This is a genomic window from Brevibacillus sp. Leaf182, assembly GCF_001423865.2.
GTDB lineage: Bacteria > Bacillota > Bacilli > Brevibacillales > Brevibacillaceae > Brevibacillus > Brevibacillus brevis_C.
Window position 1 is genome coordinate 81,307 of sequence record NZ_LMPN02000031.1, and the last position, 14,970, is coordinate 96,276.

General features: G+C 48.4%; 16 protein-coding genes. All 16 read left to right on the top strand.

Annotated features, from left to right (window positions below; genetic code table 11):
• Positions 1–42: 42 nt before the first annotated feature.
• The 16 genes from spoVE (at position 43) to ASG16_RS21915 (ending at position 14,966) form a co-directional block, all read left to right on the top strand.
• Complete coding sequence (gene spoVE / locus ASG16_RS21840; protein WP_056486039.1) at positions 43–1,137, top strand: stage V sporulation protein E; 1,095 nt, start codon at positions 43–45, stop codon at positions 1,135–1,137.
• 81 nt (positions 1,138–1,218) lie between these two features.
• Complete coding sequence (gene murG, locus ASG16_RS21845; protein WP_056486040.1) at positions 1,219–2,322, top strand: undecaprenyldiphospho-muramoylpentapeptide beta-N-acetylglucosaminyltransferase; 1,104 nt, start codon at positions 1,219–1,221, stop codon at positions 2,320–2,322.
• 102 nt (positions 2,323–2,424) lie between these two features.
• The gene (gene murB, locus ASG16_RS21850; protein ID WP_056486044.1) at positions 2,425–3,330 is read left to right on the top strand and encodes a UDP-N-acetylmuramate dehydrogenase; all 906 of its coding nucleotides are present in this window, start codon (positions 2,425–2,427) and stop codon (positions 3,328–3,330) included.
• Between the two features lie 15 nt (positions 3,331–3,345).
• Positions 3,346–4,602: a UDP-N-acetylglucosamine 1-carboxyvinyltransferase gene (gene murA, locus ASG16_RS21855; RefSeq protein WP_056486047.1), complete on the top strand. Its 1,257-nt coding sequence runs from the start codon at positions 3,346–3,348 to the stop codon at positions 4,600–4,602.
• 134 nt (positions 4,603–4,736) lie between these two features.
• The gene (locus ASG16_RS21860; protein ID WP_056486049.1) at positions 4,737–5,522 is read left to right on the top strand and encodes a cell division protein FtsQ/DivIB; all 786 of its coding nucleotides are present in this window, start codon (positions 4,737–4,739) and stop codon (positions 5,520–5,522) included.
• 22 nt (positions 5,523–5,544) lie between these two features.
• Positions 5,545–6,255, top strand: a complete 711-nt coding sequence (locus ASG16_RS21865) for a DUF881 domain-containing protein (RefSeq protein ID WP_056486056.1) — start codon at positions 5,545–5,547, stop codon at positions 6,253–6,255.
• A 20-nt stretch (positions 6,256–6,275) separates the two neighbouring features.
• A complete protein-coding gene (locus ASG16_RS21870) occupies positions 6,276–7,022 on the top strand; it encodes a DUF881 domain-containing protein (RefSeq protein ID WP_048033744.1) in 747 nt (248 codons plus the stop codon).
• A 2-nt stretch (positions 7,023–7,024) separates the two neighbouring features.
• A complete protein-coding gene (locus ASG16_RS21875) occupies positions 7,025–7,372 on the top strand; it encodes a small basic family protein (protein WP_007717721.1) in 348 nt (115 codons plus the stop codon).
• 142 nt (positions 7,373–7,514) lie between these two features.
• Positions 7,515–8,768, top strand: a complete 1,254-nt coding sequence (gene ftsA / locus ASG16_RS21880) for a cell division protein FtsA (RefSeq protein ID WP_007717723.1) — start codon at positions 7,515–7,517, stop codon at positions 8,766–8,768.
• Positions 8,769–8,893: 125 nt separating this feature from the next.
• Positions 8,894–10,042: a cell division protein FtsZ gene (gene ftsZ, locus ASG16_RS21885; protein ID WP_048033743.1), complete on the top strand. Its 1,149-nt coding sequence runs from the start codon at positions 8,894–8,896 to the stop codon at positions 10,040–10,042.
• A gap of 236 nt (positions 10,043–10,278) precedes the next feature.
• Positions 10,279–11,241 carry a sigma-E processing peptidase SpoIIGA gene (gene spoIIGA, locus ASG16_RS21890; RefSeq protein ID WP_056486057.1) on the top strand — a complete coding sequence of 321 codons (963 nt, stop codon included), beginning with the start codon at positions 10,279–10,281 and terminating at the stop codon, positions 11,239–11,241.
• Between the two features lie 2 nt (positions 11,242–11,243).
• On the top strand, positions 11,244–11,966 hold the full coding sequence (gene sigE / locus ASG16_RS21895) for an RNA polymerase sporulation sigma factor SigE (protein WP_007717727.1): 723 nt from the start codon (positions 11,244–11,246) through the stop codon (positions 11,964–11,966).
• 149 nt (positions 11,967–12,115) lie between these two features.
• Positions 12,116–12,895: an RNA polymerase sporulation sigma factor SigG gene (gene sigG / locus ASG16_RS21900; RefSeq protein WP_007717728.1), complete on the top strand. Its 780-nt coding sequence runs from the start codon at positions 12,116–12,118 to the stop codon at positions 12,893–12,895.
• 161 nt (positions 12,896–13,056) lie between these two features.
• Positions 13,057–13,335 carry a YlmC/YmxH family sporulation protein gene (locus ASG16_RS21905; protein WP_048033741.1) on the top strand — a complete coding sequence of 93 codons (279 nt, stop codon included), beginning with the start codon at positions 13,057–13,059 and terminating at the stop codon, positions 13,333–13,335.
• A gap of 81 nt (positions 13,336–13,416) precedes the next feature.
• Complete coding sequence (gene pgeF / locus ASG16_RS21910) at positions 13,417–14,247, top strand: peptidoglycan editing factor PgeF (RefSeq protein ID WP_056486060.1); 831 nt, start codon at positions 13,417–13,419, stop codon at positions 14,245–14,247.
• Between the two features lie 20 nt (positions 14,248–14,267).
• Complete coding sequence (locus ASG16_RS21915; RefSeq protein WP_056486063.1) at positions 14,268–14,966, top strand: YggS family pyridoxal phosphate-dependent enzyme; 699 nt, start codon at positions 14,268–14,270, stop codon at positions 14,964–14,966.
• The last annotated feature ends 4 nt before the right edge of the window (positions 14,967–14,970 follow it).

Genomic DNA, 14,970 nt, shown 5'->3' on the forward strand with positions numbered 1-14,970 from the left:
ATGACAAAAGCGGGACGGCATGAGAAAGGATGACCTGGCACAATGAGCAAGGTACGCTCTGCCCCCGACTTCGTAATTATTTTTGCAACACTTTTTTTATTGGGAATTGGCATCGTGATGGTGTACAGCGCCAGCGCGATCGTGGCGCAAAAGCCGCCATTTTCTGATCCGTATTTTTTTGCCAAGCGGCAACTGATCTTCGCTCTGTTAGGGATTACATCCATGTACATTACGATGAATATCGACTACTGGGTGTGGAAGCAATGGGCCAAGCCAGGGTATTTGATGAGCATCGGTTTGTTGATTCTGGTTTTGATCATCGGGATTGAAGTAAATGGCTCGAAAAGCTGGCTTGGTTTTGGAGCTTTTGGAATTCAACCGGGTGAATTTGCGAAGCTTGGCGTCGTTGCATTCTTGGCGAGGTGGCTCGCAGATAATCAGAAGCAAATTGTCTTGTTCCGAAAAGGTCTTATGCCTGCCTTGGGAATCCCAGTTCTTTGTTTTGGCTTGATCATGCTACAACCGGATTTGGGCACAGGAACGGTTTTGATGGGAACAGCAGTTGTCATGATTTTTGCTTCAGGTGCACGGATCAGTCATTTTGTTGGATTAGGAATGATCGGAGTTGTTGGCTTCATCGGCTTGGTTTTGTCAGCACCTTACCGAATCAAAAGGATTACGTCCTTCCTCGATCCGTGGTCTGACCCTCTCAATACCGGCTATCAAATCATCCAATCCCTTTACGCAATAGGTCCCGGCGGTTTGTTGGGTCTTGGTCTGGGGCAAAGCAGACAGAAACACTTGTATCTTCCTGAGCCATACAATGATTTTATATTCTCGATTGTCGCGGAGGAGCTTGGCTTTATCGGAGGTACGCTCATACTCCTGCTTTTCCTCCTCTTGTTGTGGAGGGGAATGCGGACGGCGATTACGGCTCCAGATTTATTCGGAAGCATGCTTGCTCTAGGGATCATCGGCATGATTGCCATCCAGGTGGTCATCAATATTGGCGTGGTGACAGGGATGTTTCCGGTGACAGGGATCACGTTGCCGTTCTTAAGCTACGGTGGTTCATCATTGACACTGATGCTCACTGGTGTAGGTGTCTTGTTGAACATCTCTCGTTTTTCTCGATAAATAGAAACCTCAACAAGGAGTACGCAATAAGCAAGAAAATCGGCCTATTGCTACTCCTTCTCAAAAAAAGGGTGTGAACGTATGCGTGTCGTCTTAACAGGCGGTGGCACAGGTGGACATATTTATCCGGCGCTTGCGGTGGCGAGGGAAGTTTCCCGCCAAAATCCGCAGGCTGCCTTTTTGTATATTGGCAGTAAAAAAGGCTTGGAAGCAGGTTTGGTTCCAAAATCAAATATTCCTTTCCAATCCGTGGAAATTAGCGGGTTGAAGCGCAAGCTGTCGTTGGACAACCTGAAGACTTTGTGGAAATTCGTCCGGGCAGTTGGCGATGCCAAGAAAATGCTGCGGGAGTTCAAACCGGATGTCGTAATTGGGACGGGTGGCTACGTTTGTGGTCCAGTCGTATATGCAGCTTCGCAATTGGGGATTCCGACTCTCATCCATGAGCAAAACGTAGTGCCGGGCTTGACCAACAAGTTTCTTTCTCGTTCCGCTACTCGGGTGGCCGTCTCGTTCAAAGAATCGCTTGCCCATTTCCCCCCTTCTAAAACAGTACTGACCGGCAACCCTCGTGCAACGGAAGTCATGCACGGTAATGCAGAGGCGGGACGTAAATTTTTGGGCTTGGACAACAGCAAAAAAATCGTGCTGATCTTTGGGGGGAGTAGAGGAGCGCGGGCAATCAATGAGGCCGTGCTTTCGGTTGTTACGCAGCTGGGCAATTATACCGATATTCATTTTGTATATGTGACGGGCGACGTTCATTTTGAAACGATTTCGGCACAGCTTCGTGAACTGGGAACACTTCCAAGTAACATTTCTGTGCTTCCTTTCGTCCATAATATGCCGGATGTTTTGGCGGCAACGCATGTATTGGTTGGTCGTGCAGGGGCATCGACCTTGGCAGAAATAACAGCACTAGGTGTGCCTTCGATCTTGATTCCGTCCCCGTATGTCACGAACAACCATCAAGAGAAAAATGCAAGGGGACTGGAACGCGCAGGGGCAGCTCATGTCATTGTAGAGCGGGAGCTTACCGGAGAGAGCTTGCTCCTTTCCTTGGAAAATATCCTTGCCAATCCAGCGAAATGGGAAGAAATGAAAAACAGTTCTCTCTCCTTGGGGATGCCGCAGGCTGCGACGGAAATTGTCCGTCAATTAGAGGCGATTACACGAAAAAAATGATCAGATGGGCGATTGTCACGCCGATCTGGGCGAACGCATAGTATGGAGCAAACACGTGAGAAGACTAGGTCCGACCTAGCAAACGTATCAGGAGGTTCACAAATGAAAAAGATCGCAGATGAACTCATGCAAGCAGGAATCGAAAAAGTGTGGACCGATGAACCCCTTGCTAATCATACAACGTGGCGGATCGGGGGTCCTGCTGATTTGTTAATCCAACCCAAGGATAAAGCATCCTTGCAAAAAGCCTTGCAGATCATCCATCGTCATGAAATTCCTTGGAGTGTAATCGGGCGCGGTTCAAACCTTCTGGTGAGGGACAGAGGGATACGTGGAGCCGTGCTTAAAGTGGCCGAGGGCTTGAGCCACTGTGAGTTCAAGGGCGAAGAGGTGTGTGTGGGTGCCGGATATTCCATGATCCGCCTGGCGGTGGAGACAGGCAAGATGGGATTAACAGGTATGGAGTTTGCAGGAGGGATTCCTGGTACGGTAGGCGGCGCCGTCTATATGAATGCGGGGGCACACGGATCTGATCTTTCACGTATTCTTATTGATGCCGAGATCCTTTTCGAAAACGGCGAAAGTAAAGTGTTGAGTAACGAGGAACTGAGCTTTAGTTATCGGACTTCTCTTTTGCAAAAGCAAAAAGGGATCGTGCTAGAGGCCCGTTTTCAATTGAGGACGGGAGATCGCAAGGAGATTGCGGGCACGCTCGCTGCCAATAAGGAACGACGGCGCAATACGCAGCCACTGCAGATGCCGTGTGCCGGCAGCGTGTTCCGAAATCCGCCAAATGACCACGCAGGTCGCCTGATTGAGGCGGCTGGGCTGAAGGGCTATCGGATCGGAGGAGCTCAGGTTTCAGAAAAACACTCCAACTTCATCGTGAATTGTGGAGGAGCAACGGCTGCCGACGTCCTCACCTTGATTGATCACGTTCGGAGCACCATTCTCGAGAAAAATGGGATTGACCTGCATCCGGAAGTCCTGGTGGTGGGCGAGGGGTAACACGGAGGTGAAAGTTTGGAGACTTTTGCGATCGAAGGAGGAAGACCTCTGTCCGGTTCGCTTCGGATCCAAGGTGCTAAGAACGCTGCTCTTCCCATTCTTGCCGCTGCTGTGCTCGCGGAAGGGCAATTCTATATCTATGACGTCCCCCATCTAAAAGACATTAAAGTCATGCTCGAAATCTTGACGTTGCTTGGGGCGAATACGAAGCATGAGGACGGATGTGTCGATCTGGATACAACGTCTGTCTGTGTCCCGCAGGTGCCGGATGATTTAATGAGCCAAATGCGTTCTTCGATTTTTTTGGCGGGACCACTCCTGGCACGTCTGGGTGAGGTCACAATTTCTAGGCCAGGTGGATGTGACATTGGAGAGCGCAGGATTGACTTGCACTTGGCTGGATTGACTGCGCTAGGAGCCAAAATCGAAGAAACGGAAGGCTACATTACATTTCGGGCCAAACAATTACGTGGGTCCAATATCTTTCTTTCCTTCCCTAGTGTGGGCGCGACGGAAAATATCATGATGGCGGCTGTGCTGGCAAAAGGCACGACCCGAATTTGTAATGCAGCACGAGAACCGGAAATCATCGACCTCCAAAATTTCCTGAATGCAATGGGGGCGCGGATCAGAGGGGCAGGCACCGATACGATTGAGATCAGTGGTGTACCTCGCTTGCGTTCCGTTAGTTACCGGATCATACCGGACAGAATTGTAACAGGAACCTATCTGCTGGCTGTCGGTATTTCACAGGGACACATTGAACTGACCAATACTCTGCCTGAGCAATTGACAGCATTGATTGAGGTCGCCCGTAGCTGCGGTGTTGAAATCAAGACCCGCCATGATATAATGGAAATCAAGAGCACCTCCCGTCCACGTGCCTACGACCGGATCATCACCTCGCCATATCCCGGGTTTCCAACCGATTTGCAGGCGCAGCTAATGGTGTTTCTGTCACAGGCTAGGGGAACAAGTGTCATCAAAGAGACCATTTTTGAAGGAAGATTCAAACATGTGAATGAATTGGCGCGAATGGGCGCCTCTATATACGTAGATCTTGGCTCCGCAATCATTCGGGGTGTCAACAAATTGACCGCTACGAATGTCGAAGCTACTGATCTTCGAGCAGGTGCTGCCTTAGTCCTCGCAGGGCTTGCTGCAGAAGGTATTACCACGGTGAACCAGATCCATCATATCGATCGCGGATACGATCGGCTGGAAGAGCAGTTGCGCCAATTAGGGGCCGATATATCACGCGTATCGATTTAACCGGGGGAGAGTGGGCGGCATAATGTTATGCCGCTTTCCCTGTTTTGTTGAATGACATTTATTCGAAAGACATCCAGTAATTTACTTTTTTGCTCTGGGCAATGAGCCTAAAAAACATGAGGAAGGGTACGGCCATGGCGGTATACGAGGAACGCATTCCGCAAGTCAAGCAACAACGCCCCAGAAGAAGGGGCAACCGCAAGCTGGTCATTCTGCTAGTGTTGTTTTTTCTTACCATTCTCATCATCGTTTTTATCCGTTCCCCTTACAGTAAGGTGCAAGAGATTCGAGTGATTGGTAATGATATTTATACGACGGAGCAAATCATTGCACAATCCGGCTTAACAAAGGACATGCAGTTTCTAAACGTATGGGAGAACAGTGTACAAAATAACTTGAAACCATTAGAGGCCATTAAAGATGTGACGGTGAGCCGGTCTTTCCCCGGATTGATCACGCTACATATAACTGAACAAAAGCGCGTCGCTTTTTGGAGTGGGCAGGACGGAAGCCGCTATGCTTTACTGGACAATGGCTATGTGCTCAAACAGGTTAATTTTGCCAAGCGCGTAGTGGACAGGCCATTGATTAGCTCGTGGGCCTCACCTGAGCTCCTTCCCCATCTCGCCAAGTCGCTATCGAAATTATCGCCAGATGTACTCGCGGAGATTTCGGATATTACACTGACGCCAACGGTTTACGACAAGCAACGCGTCACGCTGTACATGCGAGACGGGAATGAAGTACGAAGCGTTATCTACAAGCTGGACAAGATGATGAACTGGTATCCGACGATCGTGAAAGAATTGCCGCCAGATACGAAAGGGGTGCTCTCTTTGTTTGAGCAGCCATGGTTTATTCCGTACGGGGCTCAAGGGGCTATTCCTATTCAGGAAGGGCAAGAGCAACCACAGCAGTAAATGAAAAAGGGGAAAGTAGACAATGAGTCGTCGTCGCAAATTTCATTTGTATTTAACCATCGTGACGTTTTCTACCGGCTTTCTAGTGGCCACTTCCTTCGAAACGAACAAGCTTACGCGCAAAGAGCGGATGAATGATCAGCTGTTCCAACAGGAAACGCAATTGAATGACCGAATTTTGGCTGAGAAGGAGCAAAATCGGCATCTGGAAAATCAACTGCTCGATTTGCAGCGTCAGGTGGGAAAAGTGGAAGAAGCGATGGCGGAGCGTAAATCGGAGGCTGCAGAGACACTCAGTCAACTGGATGCAGCGCGGATGCTGGCAGGGGTAGTCGCTGTCCAAGGGCCGGGTATCGTCATAACGATGCAGGATAGCCAGAATGCAGCGAACAGCGCAGACATCGCGAACTACATCGTACATGAGCAGGATGTGCGCCTGGTCGTCAATGAACTGCGTGCAGCAGGAGCAGAGGCGATCAGCATTAACGGACAGCGAGTGGTGAGTAATTCCGAGATCCGTTGCATTGGACCCACGATCATCGTAAACGGCATCAAGTCGGCAGCTCCATTCGTTGTAACAGCGATCGGAAATCCCGACACACTAGACAGTGCGTTGAACTTGCCGGGAGGTGTTTTGCACTCCTTGCAAGACTTTGTCCAAATCAGCGTAGCCAAAAAAGAGCGGGTCGAGCTGCCTGCCTTTGTCGGTGATGCGAAAACGAAACACTCCTAAATAAAAGGATGCGTTTACCTATGTTACAAAAAAGCCGTAAAATCACATTTATTCTTGCCATTATTAGTGCTATCATAGGTGTGATGTTGACTGTGCAATTACGAAGCAGTCTTCATCCTGTTCATAAAGAGTCTCGCAGCATCGCGGAACTTCGGACCACGTTGCAAAAAGAACTGGAGAAACACAAAAACCTGCTCGCAGACATTTCAAAGTATAATCAACTGTACTACCAATACGAAACCTCACTCAGTGAAGATGAAAGTATCTCCGTTATGAAAGAGGAGTTGGCACGGACTCGCCGAATGGCTGGTATGGTAGGGATGGAGGGAGAAGGCATCGTTATTGATGTTGTCGATGCCCATACGCCTGCAGAACCAGCTATGGATGAACATATGCCTGTGCCAGTTGTAGGAGACTATACGATTGACGATGAAGATTTGCGCTGGTTGGTAAATATCCTGTTTGCAAACGGAGCACAAGCTGTTTCCATTAATGGTCATCGACTGATTGCTACCACTGCGATTCGCAATGTGGGAGACGTCATCCAAATCGATACCAGGACGATCAGGGCTCCGTATGAGATAAAAGCATTGGGGGAACCTGAAGTATTGTTGTCCGCATTGAAGCTGGAGGGCGTAGAGGAGAACTTTCAGCTGGCGAATAAGAAGGTGCTGGCCGAAAAACGGGACAAGCTGATGATCTCAGCGAATAACGAAACGCGTGTCATTCAATTTATGAAACCTGTGAAAGAAAAAGGAGATTCGTAACCATGTGGCTCCCGCTTATCGGACTGATTGTCGGTCTTGTTGTCGGCTTCCTGCTGGATTGGCGTGTGCCCCAGGAGTATAGCAGCTATCTGTCAATAGCCCTCCTGGCTGGATTGGATACGATCTTTGGGGGGATTCGTTCGTTTTTAGAACGTACTTTTAACGTTCGTATTTTCATGTCTGGATTCTTTTTCAACACACTTTTTGCAGCAGGCTTGGCTTTCATCGGAGGGTTCTTGGGGATTGATCTGTATTTGGCTGCGATCGTGGCTTTCGGGGTTCGCTTGTTCAACAATCTCGCTGTCATTAGGAGAATTGTTCTATCCAAATGGATCAATCAGCAAGAATAACGCGAAGAAAAATGGGAAGATGGTCATTTTTTTACAAAAAATCAATAAGAAAAAAAGGGAATGGTTGTCCTGTGTGGAATAATTTATGCAGGTGTTCTCACTTTAGCAAGAAAAAAGACGTAGCAGGGGAGGTGTCACAGGTTTGGTAAGCAATGAATTCATCGTCAGCCTAGACATTGGAACATCCAAAGTACGCGTCATGATCGGCGAGATCAACAACGGTTCCATCAACATCATCGGCGTCGGACAATCACACTCAGAAGGCATCAAGAAGGGCGTGATTGTAGACATCGACCAAACCGTGCATGCCATCCGAGAAGCGGTTGATCATGCGGAGCGCATGGTTGGCGTTTCAATCGAAGAAGTGTATGTGGGGATCACTGGAAACCATATCGATCTGCATGAAACCCAAGGGGTTGTCGCTGTATCCAGCGAAGACCGTGAGATACGAGAAGAAGATATTCAACGCGTAATTCAGGCAGCGAAGGTCGTGGCTATTCCTCCAGACCGTGAAATCATCGAGGTAGTCCCGAAGGAGTACATCGTTGATGGACAAGGGAGCATTAAGGACCCGCGTGGGATGATTGGTGTCCGACTGGAAATGGAAGGGACCATTGTGACCGGGTTGAAAACGGTCGTACATAACATCGTTCGCTGTGCTCAACGAACCAATCTGCGTGTAGCTGGAATATTCTTGCAACCGCTTGCGGCTAGCACTGTTGCACTTTCCAAAGATGACAAAAATATGGGTGTCGTTCTTGTCGACATCGGTGCGGGTTCTACCACGATCGGTGTATTCGAACAGGGGAAACTGGCAGCGACCACCGTGATCGGCATCGGTGGCGACCACATTACGAGCGATATCTCACTGGGACTGCGTACGCATACAGATGTGGCAGATCGTGTGAAAACCAAGAACGGCTGTGCCCTTATTGACGAAGCATCTGAAGATGTGAAGTTCAAGGTGAACCGGATTGGCAGTGAAGTCGAGAAGCAATTTACGCAAGTGGATTTGGCCAATATTATCGAGCCGCGCGCTGCGGAAATATTCCAATTAGTCGAGGATGCTGTATACAAATTGGGCTACCGCGACGAAATTGCAGGGGGCTATGTTCTTACGGGTGGTACCGTAGCCATGCCGGGCATGTTGGAATTGGCAAAAGAAGAATTGGACGCACCTGTTCGAATTGCGATTCCTGATTACATCGGAGTGCGAGATCCTGCCTACACCACTGGGGTAGGTTTGATTCAATATGCCTTGCAGTTGATGGAGCGCCGCAGCATTCGCGTGACCCCCTCATTCAAGGGCACTCAGAAGCAAACCGTCTCGTCTAAGCCAAAAGAAGGCGGCGGTTTGATGGAAAAAGTAAAAAACTGGTTTAGCGAATTTATTTAATGGAGTTCGCTTTACCGAGCTTAACTACAATGACGAAGATGAGGTCGATTCGTTCCATTGTGTTTAGTTGACAGGCTTCTGTAGCCACGAAGTTTTCTTATGTTGAATTGGGGAGGACTAGCAATATGCTGGAATTTGATATGGACTTGGAATCCTTTGCACGAATTAAAGTCATTGGTTGCGGGGGCGGAGGTAGTAATGCAGTAAACCGCATGATCGCAGGTGGAGTAAAGGGTGTAGAATTCATCACCTTGAACACCGACGCTCAAGCACTTCAGCTCTCTAGTGCAGATATCAAGCTGCAAATCGGGGAAAAGCTGACACGTGGACTTGGAGCAGGTGCGAATCCCGAGATCGGTAAAAAAGCGGCGGAAGAAAGCCGTGATTTGATTGAAAACGCTCTGCGTGGAGCTGACATGGTATTCGTAACTGCCGGTATGGGTGGTGGTACGGGTACAGGTGCAGCGCCTGTTGTTGCAGAGATCGCGAAGGAAATGGGTGCTCTTACAGTTGGTGTAGTAACCCGTCCATTCTCTTTCGAGGGTCGTAGACGTTCTCAGCACGGTGAGATCGGTATCGCTGCTCTGAAAGAAAAAGTAGATACACTGATCGTGATTCCTAACGACCGTCTTTTGGAAATCGTTGATAAAAATACGCCAATGCTCGAAGCGTTCCGCGAAGTTGACAACGTACTGCGTCAAGGTGTTCAAGGTATTTCCGACCTGATTGCGGTACCTGGACTGATCAACTTGGACTTCGCTGACGTGAAGACAATCATGACTGAGCGCGGTTCTGCTCTCATGGGGATCGGTGTAAGCAGCGGCGAAAATCGTGCAGCTGAAGCAGCTCGTCGCGCTATTTCCAGCCCACTGCTCGAGACTGCGATTGATGGTGCACGCGGTGTTCTCATGAACATCACAGGCGGTACCAACCTGAGCTTGTACGAAGTCAACGAAGCAGCCGATATCGTATCTTCTGCATCGGACCCAGATGTAAACATGATTTTCGGTGCGGTAATTAACGAGGATCTGAAAAATGAATTGGTAGTGACCGTAATTGCTACAGGCTTCGAGCATAGTCAACGCGCGGCGGAAGCTCCACGCCGTCAACAACAGCCGATCAATACGCCTGGCAATCGTCCGACACCAGTTTCCAATACGAATAACAGCCGTCCGAAGGAAGAAGAGGAAGACAAGTCTTTCTTCTCCATGGGCAACCTGGATAATCTGGATATTCCAGCATTCCTGCGCAATCGCCGCCGCAACAAAAACTAAAGCGAAAAAACGACTGTCAAAAGCCTTGTTCCCGTCAGTGGGGACAAGGCTTTTTTTCGTTGATTGGATGAAAAATGTTAGACAAAAAAACCAAAAAAACACCGTCAAGAATTGACAGACTTTACATACACATTGATATATACTGCTTTTACTGAAAGAAGTCGTCCTACTATTTACCATTTTTGCTAGGACACATGCTTGCTGCCAAGTCGGTTAAAAGATGAGGAGGAAAGCAAGTGGTTGTGTATCTTGATATCATTCTACTCCTGAATGTGGCTATTGATACCTTGTTACTCTGGTTTACTGCTTATTTTCGCAAAGAGCGCATGGTGTGGTGGAGAATGATACTTGCCTCTCTGTTTGGCTCCGTGTATCTGGTTTTTTTCTTTTTTCCTGTATTTTCTTCCATGTATCAATGGTGGGTCAAACTGCTCTTTTCTGTCATCATGCTGTGGATTGCTTTTGGGAACAGGAGGTTGTTGTCCTTTGCGCAAAACGTGATCATTTTTTACTTCGTCGCATTTGTGTTCGGAGGGGGAGTGCTTGGGCTACAGTATTTTTTGGCACCGCAGAGTGAGATTGTCAATGGACTGGTTGTCACGCATAATGATGGGTTTGGCGTTGGGTTCAAGCCTACTTTGGGGATTGTCCTGATTGGTTTTATCCTGATCTTTTTCCTCGGGAAAAAGAGCTACCGCGCAATCCAGGAGCCGCGAAGAATCGAAACCTTTCTCGTCGATGTCGTCGTTACATTGGCAGGGGAAAAAGTCATTTGCCGTGGACTTGTGGATACAGGAAACCAGCTCCACGAACCGATTACACGCATACCCGTCATGATTATGGAGAATCGCATGTTCGCACATTTGCTTCCGCCGTCGCTTCTCCGACAAGCCGATGAAAACGGTGGAGTGTGGGAGAAGCTGGACGGATCTTGGGACCATCTGCCGCTGGAATGGCAGTCTCGGGTACGCTTGATCCCGTATCGCAGTGTGTCAAGAGGTATGGATTTTTTGCTCGCAATCAAACCAGACCATGTCATGGTCGTGCAAGACGGGATTCGTTTTGAAACAGAACGGGTGTTAATCGGGCTTAACCCAATCCCATTGGCCGCTGACGGCAAGTATCAGGCCATCGTGCACCCAGCGATGATGGAAAATGATACAAATGAAACAACCTTTATTCTCAAACAGGAGGGCTAATCATGTATGTAAAACTTCGCCTACAACTCCAATTGACCTGGTACCGAATCTTGCTCTGGCTTGGTGTACGCGCCGAAGAAGTCTATTATATTGGCGGGAGTGAAGCATTACCTCCACCGTTGACCAGAGAAGAAGAGGAGCTGCTGCTCGGACGACTGCCGTCTGGTGATCCGGCTGTCCGCGGAATGCTAATTGAACGCAATCTCCGTCTGGTCGTATACATCGCCCGCAAGTTTGAGAATACGGGAATTAACATTGAGGACTTGGTCAGCATTGGCACCATCGGTTTGATCAAGGCAGTGAACACCTTTGATCCAGACAAGAACATCAAGCTGGCAACGTATGCTTCTCGTTGTATCGAAAACGAAATCCTCATGTACCTTCGTCGCAATAATAAAATTCGTTCAGAGGTATCTTTTGATGAACCGCTTAACATTGATTGGGATGGCAATGAGCTGTTGCTGTCAGATGTTTTGGGTACGGAGAATGACACGATCTATAAAAATATCGAGGACCAAGTGGATCGAAAGCTGCTGAAAAAAGCACTGGATAAGCTGTCTGACCGGGAGAGAATTATCATGGAGCTGCGCTTCGGCTTAGCGGGAGAAGAGGAGAAGACACAGAAGGATGTAGCGGATTTGTTGGGTATCTCGCAGTCGTATATATCGCGTTTGGAAAAGCGAATTATAAAACGGTTGCGAAAAGAATTCAACAAGATGGTCTAACGCATATTTTCCCAGCTTGGGGGGATACTGTTCCTAAACCGAAACAGATGGTGGTTTTTGCCACCTTCTTGGTCGGCTACGCGTCAGTTACGCGGCCTTTCAAGACAACCGGGTTAGGGACTTTTTTCTTGCTTCGAGGAGGGAAAGACGTGACGCGCAATAAGGTAGAGATATGCGGGGTAGATACCTCCAAGCTTCCGGTGTTGACAAACAAAGAGATGCGGGAATTGTTTGAGCGCCTGCAAAGTGGGGAGCTGGCTGCTCGCGAGAAGCTGGTCAACGGCAACTTGCGACTGGTGCTTAGCGTAATCCAACGGTTCAACAATCGCGGAGAGTTCGTGGATGACTTGTTTCAAGTGGGCTGCATCGGATTGATGAAAGCGATCGACAACTTTGATCTCGGACAAAATGTGAAGTTTTCTACGTATGCCGTACCGATGATCATCGGAGAAATTCGACGCTATTTACGGGACAACAATCCGATTCGCGTTTCCCGCTCTTTGCGAGACATCGCGTACAAGGCCTTGCAGGTGCGTGACAATCTGACCAACAAACATTCGCGAGAGCCTACCATTATCGAGATTTCTCAGGAATTGAACGTAGCCAAAGAAGACGTCGTGTTTGCACTCGATGCGATCCAAGATCCCGTTTCATTATTTGAACCGATTTATCAGGATGGCGGCGATCCGATTTACGTCATGGATCAGATTAGTGACGAGAAGAACAAAGATGTCACATGGGTAGAGGAAATTGCGCTTCGTGAGGGAATGCAGCGGCTAGGTGACCGAGAAAAAATGATATTATCCATGCGCTTTTATGAAGGAAAAACGCAGATGGAAGTAGCAGAGGAAATCGGTATCTCACAGGCACAGGTCTCTCGATTAGAAAAAGCGGCAATTGCCCATATGCAAAAGCACGTTCAATCGTAAGGAGAAACCACATAGGCGACCCGGCGGTCTTGTACCGTTCGGGTTTTTTGTACGAGTAGAAAAGTTAGTTTTCCTTCGCCTTTACTTTTTGGCAAAGAAGCGGACATATTCCTCTTTGGACTCATATACTGAAAGTAACGGAGAAAAGAAGGTGAGGAAGAATGGTAAAAATCTCTGACTTCCAGACCAAAGAAGTGGTAAATATTCTCGATGGGAAACGTCTTGGGCAAGTTTCAGATTTGGAGATCGATCTGCGTCACGGTCGTGTAGAGGCAATCGTCGTACCGGGACCAGGCAAGTTTCTCGGCTTCTTTTCTGCCGGGAACGATTACGTTATACCCTGGCGTAATATTGTGAAGATCGGGAAAGATGTGGTGCTTGTTCGGATGGAAGAAGCACTTAAAGTTGAATCGAAAACTTCTGGTGGAGATGAATACTAACGCGTAAAGGGAGAAAGGCACGGATAGCCTTTCTTTTCTTTTCGGCTATGGTATGATTAGCCATATGAGGAAGGTGACAACATGAGAGAACCATTTGTCAGGGTAGAGGATAAGTCAATCTTATCGTTAACAGAGTGGGAGCAACAATTTCCTGGATTAGTGGCGGGGTTTACGATTCGCTCAGGCGGGGAAAGTGAACAACCGTACGGGTCTTTTAATATGGGACTGCACGTGGGTGATGAATCTGCGAACGTAGTAGCCAATAGACGCAAGCTGGCAGAACAAGTCGGGATGTCTTTTACGGCGTGGACATGCGCCGATCAAGTGCACGGGAATCGGGTTTGTCAGGTCACAGCAGGCGGTGCGGGAAAAGAAAGTCTGGAGGATGTCATATCTGCAACGGATGGTTTGTTTACCCTTGAAAAAGGAGTCATGCTAACCTCGTTTTATGCAGATTGTGTTCCCCTCTATTTTCTAGATCCCCAATCGGGAGCAATCGGACTTGCGCACGCAGGCTGGAAAGGGACAGTAGGCCGTATTGCCGAGGAAATGGTGAAGGCCATGACGAAGCACTATCAAGCAAAGCCAGAAGATATCCGCGTCGCAATTGGCCCGTCCATTGGCGGCTGTTGCTATGAAGTCGATGAGCGAATCATGACGCAGGTACGCACTTGTGCAGGCGAATGGAAAAAAGCAGTCATCTCCTCCACAGGGGAGCGGTATATGCTGGATCTTCGTCAGCTAAACACAGCGATAATGCTCGAAGCAGGAATTTCATCAGGGAATATTTTATCCACAGATTGGTGTACAAGCTGCAGAACAGACTTGTTTTTCTCTCATCGCAAGGAAGCCGGAATACAAGGGACGACTGGACGCATGGCTTCCTATATCGGCTGGAAGGAAAACCTGTAGAAGAAAGGGAAGGGTTCGTTATGACCAAGGAACAAGAATTGTTAAAAGAACGACTGCAATCCATCGAAGCAAGAATTCAGGCTGCTTGCGATCGGGCGAACCGCAAACGTGAGGAAGTAAAAATTATTGCCGTGACCAAGTATGTCGATGCTGATGCCATTGGGGACTTGCTCGCTGTAGGCGTAGAGAATATCGGGGAAAATCGCGTACAGGATGCCTTGCCCAAGCACCAGCTACACGGCGATAAAGGGATCTGGCATTTTATCGGGCACCTCCAGACGAACAAGGCAAAAGAAGTCGTAGGACGATTCCCGTACATCCATTCTCTGGACCGACTTTCTTTGGCACAAGAGCTGAATCGACGCGGTGAAGCGTTGGATCATGTCGTAAAATGCTTTTTGCAGATCAATATATCCGGCGAAGAGACAAAATTTGGGCTTAGTCCCAATGACGTATTGGCTTTTTTGCGCGAAACCAGTAATATGAAACATATAAGTATCGTCGGATTAATGACGATGGCGCCTGTTGTCGAAAACCAAGAGGAAGCCAGACAGGTGTTCCGTGGCCTCAATGAGTGGAAGCAACGGATTAACGAAATGGCATTCCCGCACGCACAGGTGGAAGAGCTGTCCATGGGCATGTCTAGTGATTTTGAAGTGGCCATTGAAGAGGGAGCTACATATATTCGTTTGGGATCGGTATTGGTCAAGCCAGAGTAAAGGA

Excerpts from the sequence above, each read along its gene's own strand:
- spoVE (WP_056486039.1), top strand. The coding sequence starts at position 43 with ATGAGCAAGGTACGCTCTGCCCCCGACTTCGTAATTATTTTTGCAACA.
- murG (WP_056486040.1), top strand. The coding sequence starts at position 1,219 with ATGCGTGTCGTCTTAACAGGCGGTGGCACAGGTGGACATATTTATCCG.
- murB (WP_056486044.1), top strand. The coding sequence starts at position 2,425 with ATGAAAAAGATCGCAGATGAACTCATGCAAGCAGGAATCGAAAAAGTG.
- ASG16_RS21860 (WP_056486049.1), top strand. The coding sequence starts at position 4,737 with ATGGCGGTATACGAGGAACGCATTCCGCAAGTCAAGCAACAACGCCCC.
- ASG16_RS21865 (WP_056486056.1), top strand. The coding sequence starts at position 5,545 with ATGAGTCGTCGTCGCAAATTTCATTTGTATTTAACCATCGTGACGTTT.
- ASG16_RS21870 (WP_048033744.1), top strand. The coding sequence starts at position 6,276 with ATGTTACAAAAAAGCCGTAAAATCACATTTATTCTTGCCATTATTAGT.
- ASG16_RS21875 (WP_007717721.1), top strand. The coding sequence starts at position 7,025 with ATGTGGCTCCCGCTTATCGGACTGATTGTCGGTCTTGTTGTCGGCTTC.
- ftsZ (WP_048033743.1), top strand. The coding sequence starts at position 8,894 with ATGCTGGAATTTGATATGGACTTGGAATCCTTTGCACGAATTAAAGTC.
- sigE (WP_007717727.1), top strand. The coding sequence starts at position 11,244 with ATGTATGTAAAACTTCGCCTACAACTCCAATTGACCTGGTACCGAATC.
- ASG16_RS21905 (WP_048033741.1), top strand. The coding sequence starts at position 13,057 with ATGGTAAAAATCTCTGACTTCCAGACCAAAGAAGTGGTAAATATTCTC.
- pgeF (WP_056486060.1), top strand. The coding sequence starts at position 13,417 with ATGAGAGAACCATTTGTCAGGGTAGAGGATAAGTCAATCTTATCGTTA.
- ASG16_RS21915 (WP_056486063.1), top strand. The coding sequence starts at position 14,268 with ATGACCAAGGAACAAGAATTGTTAAAAGAACGACTGCAATCCATCGAA.